Genomic DNA, 20,809 nt, shown 5'->3' with positions numbered 1-20,809 from the left:
GCGCTCAGCAGACCTTCGTCGGAGCCGCCGCCCGATCCGCCGCCCGATCCGCCGCCCGATCCGCCGCCGTCGCCGCGTCCCTGCCCGCCGCCTCCGCCTCCGCCTCCGCCTCCGCCTGCGTGGCGCCCCGCGCCGCCGCCTGCGCCGCCCCGGCTTCCGTTGCGCCCGCCGCCGCCTCCTCCGCCTCCTCCGCCGGCGCCTCCGCCACCGCCGCCGCCCTGCCCGCCCCCGCCGGAACCGCTGCCGCCGTCACTCACCGCGCTCCGCCCCCTCCGCGCCGCCGTCCCGCTCGCGGGTCACGCGCACCCCGACGATGTCGCCGTGCACCTCCGCGCCGTCCACGATCTGGTTGTGGCCGTTGACGTTGATCCAGTACTTCGCCCCCGGTGCCTGCCCCGGCCGCCCCCCGGGCGCCGCGGTCGGGGCAGGCTGCTCGGGCGGTGCGGCCGCCGGCCACGGGGGCGCGGCCCGGCGCGGTACGTGGAACCACGCGACCTCGTCCGTCTCCTTGGCCCGTACCGGAATCGGCCGGTAGTGCTCCGGCTCCACGAACCTGCCGCCCTCGGCGACCACCGAGTGGTAGAGGACGTCGGAGGCCACGAAGACCACGTGCACGTCGTCGTCCGCCGCCAGGATCGCCTTCGCCGGCTCGCTGTCGCACAGCCGGCACGCCAGGTCGACCGCCCGGCCCACCAGCCCCCTGCCGTCGTCGCCGACGGGCCCGCCGTGCATCGCGATCCGTAACCGCAGCGGCTCGCTCAGCCCCTCGTTGTGCTCGCGCACGCCCTGGTGGACCTCTTCGAGCCAGAGCCCGACCAGCGCCGCCGGCGGCACCTCGGGCGCCAGCGCGGCGAGCACGCCGTCGCCCCGGTCCTCCAGGTGCACCTGGTCGCCGCCCACGCCCCCGGCGGCGAAGGCCGCTTCGAAGACCGCGTACATCCCCTGGCGCGCCCGGAGTTTGGCCCGGTGGCCGAGGCGCCCGGACCCCTTGATATCCGCGCTCACCACCAGCCGGTGGACCGCCCCGCCCCTGCTCACGCTCACTTCAACCCCCCTCGGACGACGCCCGGCGACCGTGCCGCGTACTCAGGATGGCCGCGCCGGGCGCCGGTGTATGTAGCCGTTTACACAACCTCGGTGCCGTCCCCGGCCAGCAGCCGCAGCGGCTCGGTGTCGACGACGACCAGCCGCCTGGTCGCGGTTCGGACGATGCCCTGCCCGCGCAGCAGCCGCAGCGCCTTCGCGACGGCCTCCCGGGTCGAGCCCACGGAGGCGGCGAGGTCGTGCTGCGGCAGCGGCAGGTCGATGGTCACGCTGCCGTCGGGGTGCCGGCGGCCGGTGCGCTGGGCCAGCTCCAGGAGCCGTACGGCCAGCCGCTGGAGTACGTTCTCCGAGGCCAGCGACCGCCGTTCGCCGTCCGAGCTGCGCAGCCGGGAGCTGAGCTGCCTGAGCACCAGCGCGCTGACCGCGGGGCTGGCGCCGAGGAACCCGCGGAACCGGTCGCCGGGAATCACCACGGTGTCCACGGCCCCCAGCGCCGTCACCGTGGCGCTGCGCGGCCTGCGGTCGACGGCCGCCAGCTCGCCGACCAGCTCACCGGCGCCGCGCAGCGCGAGGATGAGCCGGTGGCCGCGCTCGGTCGCCACCGAGACCACCGTCCAGCCGCGGAGGATGGCGACGACGTACGAGGTGGGGGCGCGTTCGGGCAGGAGCACGTCGCCGCTCGCGTAGCTCCGCGGTACGCCGAGTGCCAGCAGCGCCGCCCGCTCGTCCGGCCGTAACCCATCGAGCAGGGGCTGTTCCCGTTCGATGAGACTCAAGCCGACCGCCTTGGACCCATGACATCCCCGCCCCGAAACGACAGCACGCTAGGGAACGGGCAGGCGCACGTCAATGCGTCCGGGGTGCGTGCCCGGCGCGGAAGGCGCCCGGCGGCACGCCCACGCGGCGGGTGAAGAGCCGGGTGAAGTGCCCGGGGTCGGCGTAGCCGATGCGGCGGGCGATGGAAGCCACCTTGAGGTCCGTGGTGGCGAGCAGGTCCTTGGCCGTGTTCAGGCGGGTGGCGAGGACGAAGTCCTTCGGGCTGCATCCGGCCGTGTACTGGACCTCCTCGCGCAGCCCGGGCAGCGGCAGCGCCTGCCGGCGGGCGTGCTCGGTCACGGAGACCGGCAGGTGGGCGGCGCGGGCGAGTTCCTCGACGACCGCAGGGGGCCGGTCCCGCGGGGTGGCGCGGGAGCGGCGCAGGACGCCGGGGAGTTCGTGGAGCCCGGCGGCGGAGGTGGCGTCGTAGGTGGGCTCGGACTCGTTGCAGACGGTGGCGAGTTTGCGGATCGTACGGTGCGCTGGGGCGCCCGTGGCGAGGGGGACGACGGCGTCGTCCGGGGCGGGGATGAGGCCGCGCCGGGCACAGGCGGCGACGGCGGGGCCGCTGAACCCGGCGAAGGCCACCGTCCAGCCGGGCTTCCCAGGCCCGTAGCTATGCGTGCGGGCACCTGGTCTGGAGTTGCGGTTTGGGCTGGTGGGGTGTGCGTTTCGGGTTCTGGGCGGTCCAAGGCGGCTGACAATCTCCTGGTTGCGTCCGGTGCTCTGTGCGACAGTCGCACGGGAGTCGTGAGCGTGCCAGCCACTCATTCGAGTGTTGGTAGTTGCCAGAGGGATATGCCGGCCCAGGTGTGGCTACAGTCGGATTTGATCTTGACGACCCTGGGGGTATCCGTATGCCACCGTCCGACGGTCATGCGCCATGGGGGCGGAGTGACACGCGCAACGATCTTTCCGGGACCGTCCACGGGCCCAGTCTTCAGGCGGCCACCATCCGCGGGGACGTGTATCTCGGTGCCGCGCCCCGGCAGCGACCGCCGGTTCCCAGGCAGCTTCCGCCGCGGCCCCGGTACTTCACCAACCGCGAGGCGGGGCTGGAGGTTCTTGACCTTGCGCTGGCGCGGGCGCGTAGCGAGGACTCCTCCGCGCTCGTCTCCATCAGCGGTCTGCCGGGGGTGGGGAAGACGTCCCTCGCGCTGTCGTGGCTCCACCGCCACAGCGACGACTTCGCGGACGGTCAGCTCTACGCCGGGCTGGAGGGGCACCGGGTAGGCGAGCCGACCAGTCCGGCCCACGTGCTGCCCCGGTTTCTGCAGGCGCTCGGCGTGGCTCCGGAGCACGTTCCCGTCGATCTCGCCGGGCAGATGGCCCACTTCCGTACGGTCACGGCCGGCCGACGTATCGCCGTCCTCTGCGACAACGCCCTGTCGGCCGCCCAGGTCCGCCCCCTGATGCCGGCGTCCGCGGGCAGTGTCTGCGTGGTGACCAGCCGATGGCATCTCCGGCCCCTGGTGCTGGACGGCGCGGAGTTCGTGCGGCTCGATCCGCTGGACACGGATTCGGCCATAGAGCTGCTGGGCAACGTGGCCGGGCACGAGCGCGTCGCGGCCGATGTCGCCGCCGCCCGCGAACTGGTCCTCTCCTGCGGCCGCTTCCCGCTGGCGGTCTGCGTCAGTGCGGCGCTGCTCGTCGCCCGGCCCGGCTGGAGCGTGGCGACGGCGGTGACGGACCCCGCCGGCGGCTCTCACCTCAGCGAAGCGGACGAGGAGGTATCCATGAAGGCCAGACTCGACCAGGTGTACGCGGCGCTCCCCGACGACGCCGCGCGGCTGTACCGCCGGATGGGCCTGCACCCCGGCAGCGAGTTCGACGTCGGTGTCGCCGAGGCGGCGGCTGCGGGGCCTCCCGAGATCTCAGCGCCGATCGACTGCCTGGTGACCCTGGTGCACGCCAACCTCCTCGGCACGGACAACCCCGGCCGGTACCGCTTCCACGACCTGATCCACGAGCACGCCAGGCACCGGGGCGAAGCGGACGACGACCGCGACCTGCGTGCGGTGACCGAGCGGCGGATCATCGATCACTATCTCGCCACCGCGGACAGCGCGGATCACGTCGTCTATCCCCAACGCCGGCGCCCGGTGCCGGAATACCGGTTCCCGCCGGAGGAGAGCCGTACGTTCGCGGACTTCGCCACCGCGCTCGGGTGGTTCGAGGAGGAACTCGCCAACCTCATGGCCGTCCTGCGGCTCGCCTCGAAGCGCGGTCACCATTCAGCCGCTTGGCAGATCGTGGACGCCATGTGGGGTCTGTTCATCTACACGCGATACCACCGGGACTGGATCGCCAGTCACGAGATCGGCGCGGAGGCCGCCCGGGCCTGCCGGCACCGCCTCGGTGAGGCAAGGATGCGTACCGGCCTCGGCATGGCGCTGCGGGACACGGGCCGCTACGAGGAGGCTCTCGCCGCCTTCGACGAAGCCCTGGACCTCCGCCGGGAGATCGGCGACCGGCCGGGTGAGGCCCTGGTCCTGCACAACGTGGGCCTCGTGCACATGCAACGAGACGAGCTGGACCGGGCAGGCGAGTTGTTCGCGGCTGCACTCGTCATCCGGGAAGCAGCGGCTGACACCCGCGGGGAGGCGAAGGCGCACTTCGCCATCGGCGAGGTGAAAAGCCTCCTGGGACACGACGACGATGCCATCCGCCATCTCACCCGAGCGATGGACATGATCGCGGGAAAGAGGGATCTCAACTCCGAGATCCTTGCCCGCCGTCTCCTCGGTCAGGCATACCTGCGCGCCGGTGACCGCCCCGCGGCGCGCGTCCAACTCGAAGCCGCCCTGGCCGCGCTCCAGGATGCCGGTACGGTCTTCGACCAGGGCACCCTGCGCGAAATCCTCGGAGAGGTCGCCGAGCAGGACGGCGATCCCTCTTCGGCCCGAGGCCACTACACCCGGGCCGAAGAGGTCTACCGCAAACTCGGCGCCCTCCCGCACGCGGAGCGCGCCGCCGGACACCGGCGCCGCCTCGATACCGGCGCCGGGCCCGACGAACCGGCGGATCCCGTGCCGGCGCCCGACTAGCGTCGGGCGCCGCGCTAGCGCCAGGTGCCGACGCGCGTACGCAGCGGGTAGACCCGGCGCAGCGCGGCCAGTTCCCTGTCGGTCAGGAAACCCTCGGCGGCCGAGTCCGCACCGACCTTCCAGCCGGCGAACAGAACGGCCGACTCCAGCGCCTCCACCGGCTTGCCCGACGTGAGCCAGCCGTGCAGAAAGGAGGCGAACAGCGCGTCCCCCGCGCCGTCCGTGTCGCGGACCGGCCGCGGCGTGACGGCGCCGATCTCCACCAGCCGCCCGTCCTGGAGCCCCATGACGCAGCCGTCCTCGCCGCATCCCACCGCGGCGATCCGGCACCCCGGGTAACGGCGGAAGACCTCCCCGATCCACTCGGCGCACGTGCCCGGCAGCCGCTCATGGCTGCAGAAGAGCACGTCGGCCACCTCCAGCCACGGCCGGTGGCTCTCGTCGTCCAGATCGGCCGACACGTGCAGATCCACGGCCACCGGCAGCCCCAGCAGTTCCTTCGCCGGCCGCAGGAAGGGCTCGCCGAACGGCCGGTTGGTGATCACCGCCAGGTCCGCGTCCACCGCCTGCTCGATGAAGCGCTCCATCGGATAGTCGCCCGAGCCGCCCACGGCCCAGGCATTGCGTGCCACGCGCCCGCTCGGGTCGGTGAGGATCATGGTCTTGGCCGTCTCCGCGACGTCGACGACTCCCCGTCCCTTCAGTCCCCGCCGCTCCATGGCCTCCCGGATCACCGCTCCGGCTTCGTCGGTTCCCACGAGCGTGCAGACGTGTGCCTCACTCCCCAGCTTCCGTAACGCGCCGGCGACGTTGTACGCACCTCCCACGACAGTGCAGCGCATCCATGAAGCGCTGCGGTACGCGCTGTATTGCAACGGAAATTCCTCGACGGGCGCAGTCATCGCCAGCCTCGTCATTCCCACGATGACAAACCGCGGCATAGTCGATCTCGTCTCCCCCAGATTGCGGCATCGGGCCGGGTATCCGGCCCGCGCATCCGAGTCTGCGGGAGGTGACCAGAGCGTTTCCTTGCAGCCCGCATGCAGAATTGCTGCAGGCCCGCCGTTACGCCGTCCGAATGCCTTCGTGGAACCGGGGAGTTCGCCGACGAGGCGGTGATCCGGAGACGTTCGTGTCGAGACTACTGTGCCGTGAGTTCCGCCGCTGCCTTTTGAAGCGCTTCCACGAGTGCCCTCGCCCCCGGCAGGTCCGGCGGGTCCGGCGGGTCCCCGTACGTCGCCGCGTGGATCCGGCGTTCCGCCCCCGGGATCTCCGTCGTGCGGATCCCCTTCCCCCGGTGGGCCGCAAGGGCCAGGCCCGGGACGGTCGTGACGCCGATGCCCGCCGCGACGAGGGCCCGGACCACGACCCCGGGACGATCGTGCTGAGTACGGCGGCGCGGCGGCCGGCCGTACGCGGCCGGTGCACAGAGCTTCGGTCACGGAGCCGTGGCGTGCCCCCGCCTCCTCGACGGCGTGGACGGCAGCCGCGTCCGTCTTGAGCAGGTCCGCGCCGTCGAGGGGGAGGGGGTCACGCACCTCAAGTACCTGGTTCATCCCGTACGTTCCGGCCGCTGACCCGGCCGTACGCACAGCGCCATCGCCCCCGCCGTCGCCACCAGCAGCGGCACCGCCGCCGCCTTCGGCGCGTACGCCAGCAGCAGCCCGCCGAGCAGACCCCCCACGAGCAGCGCCGCCAGGACCACGGTGCGCAGGGCGGCGTGCCGGCGGTCGCCCTGCGCCAGGCCGGAGATCAGCGACGTCAGGGTGCCGGTGACGAACGTCGTCGTGATGCCCGCCCGGTCGAGACCGCGGGCCGCCGCCGTCTGTACGCCCATCGCCGTCGCCGACGCGGCGATCAGCCCGGCGCCGGCGGCGGTCCCGGGGGCGGCGTCCGTCGCGACCCACCCGGCGAGGAACACCGCGTGCAGCGCGAGCCCGGCGCCGAGCACCCGCGCGGAGCCGGCGGGGCGGGTGCGCAGCAGGCGGAAGCCCGCGAGCATGCCGAGGGCGAAGCCCGCGAACGAGGCGGTGCAGCGCAGGACGTCGCCGCGCAGCACCTCCTGCCACGACTCGTCGGACGTGGCCGCCATGCCGACGAGCACCAGGTTGCCCGTCATGTTCGCCGTGAACACCCCGCCCAGGCCCAGGAACGAGATCGCGTCCGTGATGCCCGCCGTGACGGTCAGCAGGATCAGGGCCGTGTCCGTGCGGAGGGTTGCCCCGCGCCCGCGGGAGCCGGCCGCCGGGCGGGCCGCCGTCGCCGTCGTTGTCGTCGCTGTCGTCGTCACGCCGCCCCGGTCGCCACCTTCCGCTCGAACGCCGCCAGCGCCGCCGCGCCGACCGCCTTGTCCTGGTCGCCGTTGCCGCCGCTCACCCCCACCGCGCCGACGACCTCGCCCTCGTACACGATCGGGAACCCGCCCACGAAGGCGGCGAAACGCCCCGGGTGCATGTGCTGGATCCCGAACGCCTCGTTCCCGGGCAGCGCCGGGCCCTTCGGCTCCTCGTTGAACAGGTGCGTCGCCCGCTGGTGTCCCGCGGCAGTGAACGCCTTGGCGATGGCGATCTCCACGCCCGTCAGCCGCGCGCCCGTCATCCGGTGCAGGGCGATCGGGTGCGCGCCGTCGTCGGCGATGCAGATGGTCTGCCTGACACCGATCCGCGCGGCCTCCGCCTCGGCGGCTTCCAGCATGACCAGGGCGTCTTCCAGGGTGAGCCGGTGGATCTTGTGCATGGGAGTCTCCTCAGTACGCGCAGTACACGGTCTTCGTGTCCGTGACGAACTCCAGCGCCGTCCGCCCCCCTTCGGGGAACGCGCCGGAGCTGGACGCGCCCCAGCCGCCGAAGGGCGGTGCGACGCCGTTGCCTGTGGTGCGTTCGTTGACCTTCACGACCCCGCAGCGCGCCGCCCGCAGGAAGCGGTGCGCGGTGCCGAGGTCGCGGGTGTGGATCGCGGTGACGAGCCGGTGCGGGTCCGCGTTGATCGCGGCGAGCGCCTCCTCGGGCCCTTCCACCGGCACCACCGACAGCAGCGGCCCGAACAGCTCACCCGTGTTCACCGGATGGTCCGCCGGTACGCCGGTCAGCACCGCCGGCAGCACCCAGTGCCCCGCGGGATCCGCGCCCGGCGCCAGCGACCCGCGCCCCGCGACGACGGCGCCCGCGGCGACGGCGGAGTCGAGCAGCCCCGTGAGGCGGGTGCGCTGCCCGGCGGTGGCGGCGGGGCCGATGTCGGCGCCCGGGTCGTCGCCGCGCCCCGCGGTGAGCTTCGCGGCCCGCTCCGCCAGCAGCGCGGTGAACTCCGCCGCCACCGGCCGCTCCACCAGTACCCGGTCCGTCGCCGTGCAGACCTGTCCGGTGAGCCCGAAGGCCCCGGCCGCGACCTCCGCCGCCGCGCGCGGCAGGTCGGCGTCGGCGCAGACCAGGGCGGCGTTGTGCCCGCCCAGCTCGAACTGCACCCGGGCCGAGGGCCCGACGGTGCTGCGCAGCGCCGCGCCGACCCGGTCGGAGCCGGTGAACGTCACGGCCCGTACCTCCGGCGCGCCCGCCAGCGCCGCCATCGCCGCAGGGTCTTCGCCCTGGACGACCCGCAGCACCTCCTCCGGTACCCCGCCGCGATGGCAGGCCGCGGCCAGCCGCGCGCCGACGCCCGGCGTGACCGGCGATGGCTTGAAGACGACGGTGTTCCCGGCGGCCAGCGCGGGGGCGATCTTCCGGGCGGCGAGCGAGACAGGGAAGTTCCACGGGGTGACGGCGACGACGACGCCGAGCGGCACGCGCAGCGTCCAGGCCGCGACTCCCGGGCTCTCGCCGGGGTACGTCGCCCCCTCCACCAGGTACGCGAGCTGCGCCGCCAGCCGGAACTGCTCGACGGTCTTGGCCACCTCGCCGCGCGCCGAGCCGAGTGTCTTGCCCTCCTCGCGGCAGATCAGCAGCGCCAGCCCGGCCGCGTCCGCCGCCAGCTCCGCGGCGGCGCCGTGCAGCGCCTCCGCGCGGCGCCCGGCGGGGGCGGCGGCCCAGCCCTCGAAGGCCCGGTGTGCGGTACGTACCGACTCGGCGGCCTGCGCCGGGGAGGCGGCGGCGACCTCGGTGACGGTCTCACCGGGGGACGCCGGGTCGGTGGAGCGCAGCACGGCCGGTGTGGCAGTCGGCGAGGCGGCCGGGTCCGGGGCCGTCATCGCCGTGCCCCCGGCCAGGTCGGTATGCCCGGACTCTGGTGTGCAAGTGCTTTTCTCGACAAGATGACCTCCACGTCCTCATCGGCCGGGCAGCGCGTCGTGGTTCCCGTGACGTTCCTCGTTCCTCGTCCCTAGCTTTGGCGTTTCCGGCCGAGGCGGCTTCGTACAATCCGCACCATCGCCGCAGGAGGATGTAGGCAGATGGCACACGACACATCGCACAAACTGCACATGACGGTGGAATCGCTGCTCGCCGAGCCCGTGTTGCGCGGGCGGCTGCTGGGTGGCAAGGCCGGGCTGCGCCGCGAGGTGACCTGGTGCCTGCCGCTCGCCGAGCTGCCGCCGCCGCCCGGGGCCGACCGGCCCGCGGCCGGCGAGGACCTCGCGGGCATCGCTGTCTACGCCCCGGCCGCGGAACTCGTCGCCGCCCCCGACTCCCGCCGGCTGCTCTCCGGCCTCGCCGCCCGCGGCGCCGCCGCCGTGCTGGCCCGGCTCCAGCAGGGCGTCGAACCCGACCTCGGCCCGCTGATGCGCGCCGCCGACACCGCGGGGCTGCCGCTGGTGCGGCTGGCGCCCGAGGCGGACTACCACCGCGTGGGGCGGCTGGTGGCGGTGAAGTCGATCGCCGACACGGCGCACGTGCTGGAGTACAGCGTCCGCGTCCACCGCACCCTCGGCGAGGTCTTCGCCTCCGGCTCGGGCCTGCCCGCGCTGGCGCGGTCGATGGCGACGCTGTCGGGCGGCTCGGTGCTGATCCTGGACCGCGGCGGCGAGCTGCTGGCCCGCGCGGAGCGCGACCGGGCGGCCTCCGACGCGGAGTGGCAGGAGCTGGCGGACGCCGTCCACGCCAAGGCGGGCGGGGCCCGGCCGCAGTCGCTGCACGCCGGGCACCACCACGTCGCGGCCCGCGACCTCGACGTCGCCGCGCCGTGGGGCGAGCGGCTGCACGTGGTGTGCGCGCCGGTGGGCGTGGCGGGGGAGCCGTACGGGACGGTGGCCGTCGTCGAGCCGGTGCTCGCGCCGGAGTCGCACGCGCTCGCCCAGCACCGGGTGATCGTGGAGCAGGGGGCGCCGCTGGTGGCGTCGGAGATCCTGCGGCAGCGGTCGGTCACGGAGGCGGAGGAGCGCTCGCGGGACGACTTCCTGGACACGCTGGTGCACGGACGGTTCACGGACGCACACGAACTGGAGGCGCGGTCGCGGCACTACCGCTTCGACATGGACGCGCGGCACGCCGTCTTCGTCGTCGCCATGCCGGCCGCGAGCGCGGCGCGGGCGCAGGCGGTGCAGCGGGCGGTCGCGGGGGCGGCGGACGCGGCGGGCGGCGGCCCCGGCGGTACGGACCGGCCGGCGGCGGGCGCCGCGCCGGGGCACGGCAAGGGGTTCACCATGGCGACGCTGATGGGCCGGCTGCTGGTCGTCGTGGCCGAGTTCGCGGCGGCCGACGCGGCGGCGCCGTTCGACGCCCAGGCCGAGAAGACGGCGCTGCAGCGGTACGGGCGGTGGCTGCACCGGCTGGTGACCGGCCGGGCGGACCCCGGTGCGCAGATCGCGTACGGCCGGGCGGCCACGGGCGCGGCGGGGGTGGCGGCGAGCTTCCGCGAGGCGCGGATCACGCTGGAGCTGTCGGGCCGGGTGCAGGTGCCGGAGGTGTGCGGGTACGCGGAGCTGCGGGTGTTCGCGGCGGTCGAGGAGGCGGCGGCGAGCGCGCAGGGGCGGGAGTTCGCCCGCGAGGTGCTGGAGCCGCTGCGCCGCGCGGACGGCCAGACGGGCAACCTGGAACAGGTCGTGCTCGCCTACATCGCCGAGTCGGGCAACCTCAACGCGGCGGCGCGGCGGCTCCAGCTCCACCGCAACACGATGCTCTACAAGCTCGAACGGGCCTCGCGGGCGCTCCAGATGGACGTACGGTCCGCGGAGACGCAGTTCACGGTGTGGCTGGCGCACCGCATCCAGACGCTGAACGACTCGCTGCGCGTGCTCCAGGCCGAGCTGTCGCCCCCGGCGTAGCGCCGGGCCCCTCAGCGGGTACGTACCGGAAGCTGTGGCTCCGGAACGGCCGCGGTGTCGGGCTGCGGGTCCTTGCCGGCGAAGGAGAAGACGAACGCCGCCGCCGCCAGGGCCGCGCCGGTGCCGAAGACCCAGACCAGCCGCTCCGGTTCGGTACCCAGCAGGGCGACGGAGGCGGTGCCGAGGGCGGTGGCGCCGAACCGTACGAGGTTGAAGAGCCCGAGACCCGCGCCCGTACGCCCCGCCCGGGACCGGGACGCGCCGGTCGCCGCCGGGGTCTGGACGAACGCCACCCCCGCGCCCAGCGCCAGCAGCGCCGCGACCAGCGGCGGCGCCGCCCCGTGCCACCCGGCGACGGCGGCGAGCGCGCCGAGCCCGGCGAGCAGCGTCAGCAGCCCGCCGCGCATGGCGGCCCGGCCGCCGAACCGCTCGGTCGCCCGCCCCGCGACGGGCGCGAGCGACGCCATGGCCAGCGGCAGCGCCAGCACCACAAGACCGGTGGTGCCCTCGGGCATGCCGTGCGTCTCGACCAGGTACACCGGCGCCGCGAGCAGCGTGGCCCCCAGCGCGTACATCTGCGCGGCGGCGGCGAACGACGAGCGCAGATACCGCACTTCGACCAGGTGCCGGGGCCGCAGGAACGCCCCCGGCCGGCCCCGCTCGACCAGGAGGAACGCGGCCAGGCACAGCAGCCCGCCGCCCGCGAGCCCCCACACGGCGGGGGAGCCGATGCCCTGCGACGGCACCGCGGAGGTGGCGGCGAGCAGCAGGGCGGCGCCGCCGGTGACGGTGAGCGCGCCGCGCCAGTCGAGCCGGGTGCGGGCCGGCCCTTCCGGCGGCTTGGGCAGCAGCAGTCTGCCGCCGAGGACGACGAGCGCGGACAGCGGCACGATCTGCCAGAACACCGCGCGCCAGCCGAGGAACTCGGCGAGCAGCCCGCCGGTCGTCGGCCCGAGCGCCTGCCCGGCGCCGTTGGCCGCCGCCCACAGCGACAGCGCCCGCCCGCGCCGCCCCTCCCCGAGCACCTGCACCACCAGCACCATCACCACGGGCAGCACGGGCGCGGCGGCCAGCCCCTGCAACATCCGGAAGGCGACCAGCACCGGCAGGCTCGGCGCCAGTGCGGCCCCGGCGGAGCCGGCCAGCACGCCGGACATCGCCCAGCACAGGACGCGGCGGTGCCCGAACCGGTCGCCGAGCCAGCCGGAGACGGGCATGAGGGCGGCGAGGGTCACGGGGAAGGCGGTGGCGACGAGCACACCGCGGCTGAGGGGGGCGTCGAGGTCGGCGAGGATGGAGGTCATCGGGACGTTGACGACGGTGTTGGCCATCGTGGTGGTCACGGTGGCGGTCAGCACGGGCAGCAGCCCCCACCGGCTGGGCCGGCGCACGGGCGCGGCTTCGGCGGCGGCACCGGTGGCGGTCTTCCGCGTTCCCGCGGTACGGCGCCACCACGCGCGGACAGGCTTCATGGGCGTACGGCCGCCGTCAGTTCGACCTCCACCGGCGCCCCCGACGGCAGCGACCTGACCCCGATCGCCGACCGCACCGGCAGCCCCGCCGCGGGCGCGGCCTCGCGGAGCCCCGCGGTGGCGCCGTCCGCGACGGCCGACAGGTCGGTGAACCCGTCGACGCACGCCACGTACACCGTCATCCGCAACAGCCGCCGCAGCCGCCCCGCGTCGCCGTCCAGCGCGGCGACGATCGCCGCGACGGCGTTGCGCGCCGCGAGCCCGGCGGCGGCGCGGGCCACCGCGGGGCCGACGTCGCCGCCGACGAGCCCGGTGACGGTCAGCCGGCCGTCGACCCGCGGCGTCATCCCCGCGCTGAGCGCGAGCCCGCCGTCGACGACGGCGGCCCGGTAGTCCCCCTGGGGAACGGGCGCGGCGGCCCCGTTCCCGGTTCCGCCCGCCGCCTCCGCGGCGGCAGCCGCGACGCCCGCGCCCGGCGCCCCCGTTCCCGTACGACCGGACTCCCCCGCCTCCGGCGCCGTACCCCCGGACGCCGCGGCTCCCGGCACCGCATCCCCCTCAGACACCGAGCGCCACCCCGTCCTGCCGCGGGTCCGCGCCGCCCAGCAGGCAGCCCCGCTCCCGGTCCGCCGTGATCACCATCGCGCTGCCGCCGCCGCCCCACGGCCCCGCGTCGGTCACCGCGTGCCCGCGCTCCCGCAGCCCCGCCAGCACCCCCGCGCCCAGCCGCGACTCGCACCGCAGCTCCTCCGGCCGCCCGAGGACGTCCGCGTCGCTGCCCGGGTGGATGAAGAACCGCGGTGCCTCCACCGCCGCCTGCGCGTCCATCCCGTGGTCCACCAGATGCGAGATGAGCTGCGTGTTCCACTGCACCTGGCCGTCGCCGCCCGGGGTGTTCCCGACGTGCTCCAGTCGTCCCGCCTCGTCCGTGACGACCCACGCGTTCAGCGTGTGCAGCGGCCGGCGGCGCGGCCGGACCGCGTTGGGGTGGCCGGGTATGAGGTACGCGCCGCGGCCCAGGCGGTTGTTGAGCAGCACGCCGGTGCCGGGGAGCGTGACCTTGGAGCCGAACGTGAACGCCAGCGAGTGGATGTAGCTCACCGCGCGCCCCTCCGCGTCCACGGCGACCATCGACGTCGTGTCGCCGTCCGCGGGCCCCGCCGCTCCCGGCGGCGCCTCGCCGCGCGCGAGGCGTTCGCGCGCCGCCGCGACCGCGGCCGGCGTCAGGGTCTCCCGCCACACCTCGGTGTCGCTCGCGCAGCGCTCGACGCGGTCCGCGAAGGACAGCCGGGCCGCCGACGCCAGCAGGTGCACGGCGTCGGCGCCGAGCGGGGCGAGGGCGCCGAGGGTGCCGTCGCAGAGGGCGAGCTGCTGGAGGGCCATCCAGCCGGGCGTGGGGGGCGGGGTCTGGTGCACGGTACGGCCGCGGTAGGCGGTGCTGATCGCCGGCTGCGGTGCCACGTCGCCGCAGAGGGCCCACTCCTCGCCGCTGAACGGCGCGCCCGCCGCGCGCAGGGCGGCCACCGCCCGCTCGGCGAACGCGCCGGTGTAGAAGGCGGCGGGGTCGGCGGCGAGGGTACGTATCGTCGCGGCCAGGTCCGGCTGCGCGAGCCGGTGGCCGACGGCGGGCGGGCGGCCGGCGGGCAGCAGGTTCCGCAGCGCGTCGGGGTCGGCGGCGAGGAGCTGCCGGACTTCCGCGATGTCGCCCCGGGTCTTCGCGGTGCAGGGCAGGCCGCCCTCGGCGGCGCGGGCGGCGGGGGCCCACAGCTCGGCGAGTTCGCGGGTGGCGCCGGCCGCGTGCAGGGCGGCGAGGGCGGCGGGCGCGCCGGGTACGGCGACGGAGAGCGGTCCTGAGAGCGGCACGGCGTCGTGGCCCTGGGCGGCGTAGAAGTCGGCGTCGCCGCCATCGGGCCCGTAGCCGCTGCCGCAGACCGTCCACACCCGGCCGTCCGGCTCCCGTACGACGGCGAAGGCGTCGCCGCCTACGCCGCACTGGCCCGGCAGCGCGAGCCACGACATCGCGGCCATCGCCAGCGCCGCGTCCACGGCGTTGCCCCCGTCGCGCAGCACGGCGGCGCCGGCGAAGGTGACGGCGGGGTGCGCGCTCGCGGCCATGCCGCCGGCGGAGAGCACGGGGGTACGGGGCGGGCGCTGCTGCTCAGGCTGCTGCTGGACGGACGGCTGCTGCGACTCGTACGACTCGGCCATACGGCGAGTATCCGCCCGGGCGAACCGAAGATCCATGTGCAATCTGCCCCCGGATCCGGCGGCCTCCTTGTGCGTACCGCACATTCCGGACCCCCGGCAACGGCCGGGATCTCCCCGGGAAACGACGCGGAAACTCCGGGGTCTTCCCGCCCGCACAGTGCACAAATAATGTGCCGGACAATGTGCACCCTCCCCCTGTGGCCTGGCAGAAACGGTCGCCAGAGTGCCGCACAACCATCGGACTTCGGCCGTCCGGCAGCAGTGCCGGGCGCCGGGTAGGGAGTGCGGACGTGGAGCTTACTGCTGCGCACTGGACGTATCTCGCGGGGGTTGTCGTCATCATCGGCGTGATGATCGCGCGGCGTAATGTCGTCGTTCCCGCGGTCGTCGCGACCTTCTTCACGGCCTGGTTCTACAGCGGCAGCCTCGTCAAGGGGCTGGCCGCGATCTTCTCCGCGAGCCTGACCGCGGCCGGGGAGCTTTTCAGCATCTTCCTCATCATCGCCCTCATCACCGCGTTGCTCGGCGCGATGCGCGCGTTGGGCGCGGAGCGGCGGATGGTGGCGCCGTTCCGGGTGCTGATGCGCAACGGGCGGATGGCGTTCCTGGCCATCGCCGGCGTCACGTACTTCATCAGCTTGTTCTTCTGGCCGACGCCCGCGGTGCCGCTGATCGGGGCGATCCTGCTGCCCGCGGCGATCCGGGCCGGGCTGCCCGCGGTGAGCGCGGCTGCGGCCATCGCCATCGCGGGGCAGGGCATGGCCCTGTCCAGCGACTACGTGATCCAGGTGGCGCCGGGGCTGTCCGCGAAGGCGGCGGGCGTGGAGACCTCCGCGGTCGCGGACCGGGCGATGGTGCTGTCGGTGATCACCGGGGTGGTGGCGCTGACGCTGGTGTACCTGAAGGGGCGGCGCTCCTTCGGCACGGTCAGCGAGGAGCACCGACTGCGCTGGGAGGCCGAGGCGGAGGCGCTGTCGGCGGACGGCGGGGGAGTGTCCCTCGGCGGTACGGAGGCGGGGCGCACGGCGCGTACGGCGGCGGCGTCCGGCGGTTCTGCGGGGGCGGCGACGAAGCTGCTCAGCCCGCCGGGGGGCGCGGGCCCGGGCGGCAGCGGAACCGATTCTGCTACGGACCCGGGCGCCGCCTCCGGCCCCGGCTCAGGCACCGGCCCCGGTACGGACCGCAAGCCCGGCCCCGGCCCCGCCTCCGGCCCCGACTCCGGCGAGATCCCCGGCGAACCCGTGCGCCGCTCCCGCGCGTTCGCCCTCATCGTGCCGCTGACCTTCGCCGCCATCGTCGGCTACATGCTCCTCGGCAAGTTCACCGGCGCCGTCACCGAGGTCCAGGGCGGCGAGGCCGCCGGGCTCGTCGGCGGCGTCGCGATGCTGCTGCTCTTCGCCGCCGTGTTCTGCTGCGACGGCAAGGAGGGCCTGACCACGGCCGCGGACCACGTCGTCGACGGGCTGGTGTTCGCGTTCAAGGCGATGGGCGTCGTCGTGCCCATCGCCGGGTTCTTCTTCCTCGGCAACGTCGACTTCATCACCGAGATCACCGGTGTGCAGGACGACAAGCCGCCGGCGCTGCTCTTCGACCTCGTCACCGCCGTCGACCAGTACATCCCCGACATCGGCTTCATCGTGGCGTTCGCCATCCTGATCATCGGCATGATCACCGGCCTGGAGGGCTCAGGCTTCGCCGGCCTGCCGCTGACCGGCTCGCTCTCCGGCTCCCTCGGCCCGGCCGCGGACGTCGACCCGGCGACGCTGGCCGCCGTGGGGCAGATGGGCTCGGTGTGGACCGGCGGCGGCGTGCTCATCGCGTGGTCGTCGCTGCTGGCGGTCGCGGGGGTGGCGCGGGTGCCGGTGCAGGACGTCGTACGGCACTGCTTCGTGCCGGTCGTCGCCGGTCTGGTGACGGCCACGGCGCTGGCGACCGTCCTGTTCTGACGCCCGCCCGCACCCGTACCCGGCACTGTGCACAGAGATTCCGCACACACCTGTGCACAAACACCATCCTCGACTCCCCCGCACGCTCCCTACTTTGGTGACACACGGACCGCGGAAAGGACGCAGCAGATGACGGAACTGCTCTCTAGAGACGAATTCCGCAGCGCGCTCGAAGAGGCCATCAAGGGCCGCGAGGCGAAGAATGCCTCCTTCAGCACCGCGTGGGCGGAAGGGCAGCTCAAGCGCGAGCACTTCGCCCGCTGGGCGGAGAACCACTACCACTACGTCGGCCCGTTCGCCGACTACCTGGGGTACATCTACGGAAACACCCCGGACGAATTCACGGGCGCCAAGGACTTCACGCTCCAGAACATGTACGAGGAGGAGCTGGCGGACATCCGCCACACCGACCTCCTCATCCGCTTCGCGGAGGCGTGCGGCACCACCAAGGAGCGCATCGAGGACCCCTCGAACATGAACCCCGTCACCCGCGGCCTGCAGTCCTGGTGCTACGCGGTCGCCATGCGCGAGCACTTCGTGGTCGCCACCGCCGCGCTCGTCGTGGGCCTGGAGTCGCAGGTGCCGAGCATCTACAAGAAGCAGATCGTGCCGCTGCGGGAATCGTACGGATTCACCGAGGACGAGATCGAGTTCTTCGATCTGCACATCACCTCGGACGTGGTGCACGGCGAGCGCGGATACCAGATCGTGCTCGACCACGCCGACACCCCGCGGCTCCAGCAGCGGTGTCTGCAATTCGTCCGCTGGGGCGCGGAGATGCGCTACTCGTACACCCAAGCGCTCTACGACCACTACGTCAGGCCGGACCTGGAGCCGGCCGCGGCCGCCGCCTGAAAGGACCGCGGGCCGGCAGACGGCGGCGGCCGGACGCGACATTCCGGCCGCCGCCGTCTCTTCATATCCGGAGGAGCACAGCACATGTCCGAATGGACGCGGGTCGCCGAACTCACCGACGTGAGCCGACGCAGAAAGAAGCTGGTGGCGCTCGGCGAGGAGCGGGTCGCGCTCTTCTACGCCGACGGCGAGGTGTTCGCGTTCCGCGACGCCTGCGTGCACAAGGGCAAGTCGCTGGCGCGCGGCACCGTGCTGCACGGCCGGGTCGTCTGCCCGGGGCACCAGTGGGCGTTCGACCTGCGCACCGGGCAGGCGGACGACCGCGAGGAGTGCCAGCCGCGGTACGAGGTACGGGTCGCGGACGGCGGCGTGTGGCTGCGCCCGGCCGCCTTCGCGGGCGCCGCCGCGGTGTCCGCGGGCGCCGCTGCGACCTCCGCCTCCGCCTCCGTACCCGCCCCGGCGGCGAACTCCGCACCCTCGTCCGCCACTCCGCCGTCCGTCCCGTTCCCGGCCTCACCCACCGCCGCCACCCAGGAGTCTCAATGATGAAGTCAAGCCGTCTGCGTGGCCGGCGGGGCGGGGGTGAATGCTCGGTTGTCGCGCAGGAGTGCCCACAAGACGCTGGCGCGTCGGCGGGCCAGGGCGATGACGGCCTGGACGTGTTTGCAGCCTTCGCCGCGCTTCTTGAGGTAGAAGTCCCGGTTCGGGCCTTCGCGGATGATGCTGGTCTGCGCGGAGAGGTAGAACACCCGTCGCAGGCGGCGGCTGTAGCGCTTGGGCCGGTGCATGTTGCCGGTGCGCCGGCCGGAGTCGCGTGGGACGGGCACGAGGCCGGCTGCGGAGGCGAGGTGGCCGGCGTCGGTGTAGGCGGTCAGGTCGCCGGCGGCGACGATGAACTCGGCGCCGAGGATCGGGCCCATGCCGGGCAGGGACTCGATGATCTCGGCTTGGGGGTGGCTGCGGAACACCTCACGGATCTGCTTGTCGATCTGCTTGAGCCGGTCGTCCAGGGCCAGGATCTGCGTGGCCAGGTCGGCGACGAGCTGAGCGGCGACGTCCTCGCCGGGCAGCGCGGTCTGCTGTGCCTGGGCGGCATCCAGTGCGGTCTCGGCAACGGCGTCGGCGCCGCGCACGCTGCGGTTGGCCAGCCAGGCCGTCAGTCTCGCCCGGCCACGGCGCCGGATCGCGGCCGGTGTCTGGTAGCCCGTCAGCAGGACCAGCGCACCTTTGTGTGCGGAGTAGTCGAAGGCCCGTTCCAGCGCGGGGAAGACGCCGGTCAGCATGTCGCGGAGCCGGTTGATCATCCGCACCCGGTCGGCGACCAGGTCGGCGCGGTGGGCGGTCAGCAGTGCGAGGTCGGCGGCCAGCTGCGCGGGCACGTCGATCGTGGCGAAGTCCCGGCGGTGGCGGGCGGTTTCGGCGATGACGTAGGCGTCACGGGCGTCGGTCTTGGCCTCGCCCCGGTAAGCCCCGGCCATGCGGTTGACCGTGCGGCCGGGCACGTAGACGGCCCGCTGGCCGTGGGCGGCGAGCAGAGCCAGCAGCAGCGCGGAGGACGTGCCGGCAATGTCCACCGCCCAGCAGACCTCGTCCGCCAGGCCGAGGATCTCCCCCAGCGCGGTCAGGATCGCGGACTCGTCGTTGCCGATCTTCTTCGACCACAGCGTGGCGCCGGTGTCGTCGACCACCGCGGCCCAGTGATGGCCCTTGCCCGCGTCGATACCGGCCCAGACCCGGACCTGTCGCTTACTCACTCGCCCCTCCTCGTTCCGTACAGCATGCCGCCGGCCCGAGGAACACCCCGCTGTCATCTCCGTAATCAGCGACCGCACACAGCGCGCACATCTCAATCAGCAGCCAGGGCGCCCCGGAGAACCGGACGGCCACTCCTTGGAAGCCACTGAAGGCAAGAACCCATAAGCCACATCCGGCCCTCCCGGGCCGCCCAACAACTTACGGAGTGACCCATGCCCGACACCCCCAGGAGCGTCGTCGTGATCGGCGCCAGCCAGACCGCGGCCGTCGCCGCGCGCACCCTGCGCCGCCGCGGCTTCGACGGCGGCATCGTCCTCGTCGGCGACGAGCCGCACGCCCCGTACCAGCGCCCCCCGCTCAGCAAGGAGCTGCTGGAGGGCGCCGCAGACGACGCCGACGCGACGCTGCTCTCCGCACAGTGGTGCCGCGACAACGCCGTCGAACTGCGTCTCGGCACCGCCGCCCGGCGCATCGACACCGCCGCGGGCGCCGTGGAACTGGCCGACGGCACGGCCGTCCCCGGCGACCGGTTCCTCCTCGCCACCGGCGCGAGCGCCCGGCGGCTGCCGGGCGTGGCGGAGGACGACGAGCGGATCATCCACCTCCGCGGGCTGTGCGACGCGCTGCGGCTGCGCTCGCTGCTGCGCCCCGGCGGCCGGCTGGTGATCGTCGGCGCGGGCTTCGTCGGCTCGGAGGTCGCCTCGACGGCGCTGGCGCGCGGGGTGCAGCCGGTGGTCATCGAGCAGGCCGCGGTGCCGCAGGCGCGGGTCCTGGGCGAGGAGATGGGCCGCTTCTGCGCGGACGTCCAGCGCGCCGCTGGAGTGGAGTTGCACACCGGCGAGACCGTCGCGTCGGTACGGACCGGGCCGGGGGGCGTCGTCGTCACCACGGAGTCCGGGCTGCGGGTCGAGGGGGACGCGGTGGTCGTCGCGGTCGGCGCGGTCCCCAACACCGCGGTCGCGCGGGCCTCGGGGGTCGCGGTGGAGAACGGCGTCCTCGTCGACGAGCACTGCCGCACCAGCGTCCCGGGCATCTTCGCCGCGGGCGACGTGGCCAACCACCGGCACCCGCTGTACGGGCGGTGGGTGCGGGTCGAGCACTTCGACAACGCGAACAAGCAGGGGATGGTGGCCGCGAAGAACATCCTGGGCCGCACGGCGGTGCACGGGGAGCCGCACTGGTTCTGGTCGGACCAGTTCGGCCTCAACCTCCAGCACGTCGGGCACGCGCGGGCGTGGGACCGGCTGGTGGTCCGCGGCTCGGTGGCGGAGCGCGACTTCACGGCGTTCTACCTCGAAGAGGGCGTGCTGCGGGCGGCGTTCGCGGCGGAGCGCGGCGGGGACGTGATGGCGGCGAAGGAGCTGATCGCCCGTGCGGCCGCGCCGGACCCGGCAAGGCTGGCGGACGAGGACGTGGACCTGGCGGAGCTGGCGGAAGAGGCGGCGGCGGAGCCGGCGCTGGCGGGAGGAAACTGAC

Annotated in this window: 18 protein-coding genes; 6 read left to right on the top strand and 12 right to left on the bottom strand. The window is 74.2% G+C overall.

The window, feature by feature from the left end; genetic code table 11:
* Positions 1–4 precede the first annotated feature (4 nt).
* The 4 genes from OG946_RS15650 to OG946_RS15635 form a co-directional block, all read right to left on the bottom strand.
* The gene (locus OG946_RS15650) at positions 5–253 is read right to left on the bottom strand and encodes a hypothetical protein (RefSeq protein ID WP_326796726.1); all 249 of its coding nucleotides are present in this window, start codon (positions 251–253) and stop codon (positions 5–7) included.
* On the bottom strand, positions 250–1,044 hold the full coding sequence (locus OG946_RS15645; RefSeq protein ID WP_326796725.1) for a hypothetical protein: 795 nt from the start codon (positions 1,042–1,044) through the stop codon (positions 250–252). Before OG946_RS15645 ends, OG946_RS15650 begins: the two co-directional genes overlap by 4 nt.
* A gap of 80 nt (positions 1,045–1,124) precedes the next feature.
* Positions 1,125–1,820 (bottom strand): Crp/Fnr family transcriptional regulator, encoded by a 696-nt coding sequence (locus OG946_RS15640; RefSeq protein WP_326796724.1) that lies wholly within the window; start codon positions 1,818–1,820, stop codon positions 1,125–1,127.
* Between the two features lie 70 nt (positions 1,821–1,890).
* Complete coding sequence (locus OG946_RS15635; protein ID WP_326796723.1) at positions 1,891–2,448, bottom strand: helix-turn-helix transcriptional regulator; 558 nt, start codon at positions 2,446–2,448, stop codon at positions 1,891–1,893.
* Positions 2,449–2,825: 377 nt separating this feature from the next.
* Between OG946_RS15635 and OG946_RS15630 the strand changes: the two genes are divergently transcribed.
* A complete protein-coding gene (locus OG946_RS15630; protein ID WP_326796722.1) occupies positions 2,826–4,907 on the top strand; it encodes a tetratricopeptide repeat protein in 2,082 nt (693 codons plus the stop codon).
* Between the two features lie 14 nt (positions 4,908–4,921).
* On the opposite strand, the gene OG946_RS15625 is transcribed toward OG946_RS15630, so the two are convergent.
* The 4 genes from OG946_RS15625 to OG946_RS15610 form a co-directional block, all read right to left on the bottom strand.
* Complete coding sequence (locus OG946_RS15625) at positions 4,922–5,749, bottom strand: carbohydrate kinase family protein (protein ID WP_326796721.1); 828 nt, start codon at positions 5,747–5,749, stop codon at positions 4,922–4,924.
* Positions 5,750–6,459: 710 nt separating this feature from the next.
* Positions 6,460–7,197, bottom strand: a complete 738-nt coding sequence (locus OG946_RS15620; RefSeq protein WP_326796720.1) for a YoaK family protein — start codon at positions 7,195–7,197, stop codon at positions 6,460–6,462.
* The gene (locus OG946_RS15615) at positions 7,194–7,643 is read right to left on the bottom strand and encodes a GlcG/HbpS family heme-binding protein (protein WP_125935612.1); all 450 of its coding nucleotides are present in this window, start codon (positions 7,641–7,643) and stop codon (positions 7,194–7,196) included. The genes OG946_RS15620 and OG946_RS15615 overlap by 4 nt, the downstream gene beginning before the upstream one ends.
* Before the next feature lie 10 nt (positions 7,644–7,653).
* Positions 7,654–9,087, bottom strand: coding sequence for an aldehyde dehydrogenase family protein (locus OG946_RS15610; RefSeq protein ID WP_326796719.1), 1,434 nt, complete (start codon positions 9,085–9,087; stop codon positions 7,654–7,656).
* Between the two features lie 201 nt (positions 9,088–9,288).
* On the opposite strand from OG946_RS15610, the gene OG946_RS15605 reads away from it, so the two are divergent.
* Complete coding sequence (locus tag OG946_RS15605; RefSeq protein ID WP_326796718.1) at positions 9,289–11,097, top strand: PucR family transcriptional regulator; 1,809 nt, start codon at positions 9,289–9,291, stop codon at positions 11,095–11,097.
* A gap of 11 nt (positions 11,098–11,108) precedes the next feature.
* On the opposite strand, the gene OG946_RS15600 is transcribed toward OG946_RS15605, so the two are convergent.
* From OG946_RS15600 to OG946_RS15590, 3 genes are read right to left on the bottom strand one after another with little or no spacing between them, the layout of a single operon-like run.
* The gene (locus tag OG946_RS15600) at positions 11,109–12,569 is read right to left on the bottom strand and encodes an MFS transporter (protein WP_326796717.1); all 1,461 of its coding nucleotides are present in this window, start codon (positions 12,567–12,569) and stop codon (positions 11,109–11,111) included.
* Entirely contained in the window at positions 12,566–13,135 is a 570-nt protein-coding gene (locus OG946_RS15595; RefSeq protein WP_326796716.1) for a RidA family protein, read from the bottom strand. Before OG946_RS15595 ends, OG946_RS15600 begins: the two co-directional genes overlap by 4 nt.
* Positions 13,128–14,777 carry a gamma-glutamyltransferase family protein gene (locus OG946_RS15590; RefSeq protein ID WP_326796715.1) on the bottom strand — a complete coding sequence of 550 codons (1,650 nt, stop codon included), beginning with the start codon at positions 14,775–14,777 and terminating at the stop codon, positions 13,128–13,130. The genes OG946_RS15595 and OG946_RS15590 overlap by 8 nt, the downstream gene beginning before the upstream one ends.
* A 290-nt stretch (positions 14,778–15,067) precedes the next feature.
* Between OG946_RS15590 and OG946_RS15585 the strand changes: the two genes are divergently transcribed.
* The 3 genes from OG946_RS15585 to OG946_RS15575 all read left to right on the top strand — a co-directional run bounded on the left by OG946_RS15585 (position 15,068) and on the right by OG946_RS15575 (position 18,124).
* A complete protein-coding gene (locus OG946_RS15585) occupies positions 15,068–16,723 on the top strand; it encodes a hypothetical protein (RefSeq protein ID WP_326796714.1) in 1,656 nt (551 codons plus the stop codon).
* Positions 16,724–16,852: 129 nt separating this feature from the next.
* Complete coding sequence (locus OG946_RS15580; protein ID WP_125935606.1) at positions 16,853–17,578, top strand: TenA family transcriptional regulator; 726 nt, start codon at positions 16,853–16,855, stop codon at positions 17,576–17,578.
* 84 nt (positions 17,579–17,662) lie between these two features.
* On the top strand, positions 17,663–18,124 hold the full coding sequence (locus OG946_RS15575) for a Rieske (2Fe-2S) protein (RefSeq protein ID WP_326796713.1): 462 nt from the start codon (positions 17,663–17,665) through the stop codon (positions 18,122–18,124).
* Positions 18,125–18,129: 5 nt separating this feature from the next.
* On the opposite strand, the gene OG946_RS15570 is transcribed toward OG946_RS15575, so the two are convergent.
* The gene (locus OG946_RS15570) at positions 18,130–19,332 is read right to left on the bottom strand and encodes an IS110 family transposase (protein ID WP_326796712.1); all 1,203 of its coding nucleotides are present in this window, start codon (positions 19,330–19,332) and stop codon (positions 18,130–18,132) included.
* Between the two features lie 213 nt (positions 19,333–19,545).
* Here OG946_RS15570 and OG946_RS15565 point away from each other — a divergent pair, with 213 nt between their 5' ends.
* The gene (locus OG946_RS15565; protein WP_326796711.1) at positions 19,546–20,808 is read left to right on the top strand and encodes an NAD(P)/FAD-dependent oxidoreductase; all 1,263 of its coding nucleotides are present in this window, start codon (positions 19,546–19,548) and stop codon (positions 20,806–20,808) included.
* Position 20,809: the final 1 nt, after the last annotated feature.

It is taken from the genome of Streptomyces sp. NBC_01808 (genome assembly GCF_035917395.1).
Lineage (GTDB): Bacteria > Actinomycetota > Actinomycetes > Streptomycetales > Streptomycetaceae > Streptomyces.
The sequence above is the reverse complement of the archived record's forward strand: the minus strand, read 5'-3'. Positions and strand labels throughout refer to the sequence as shown.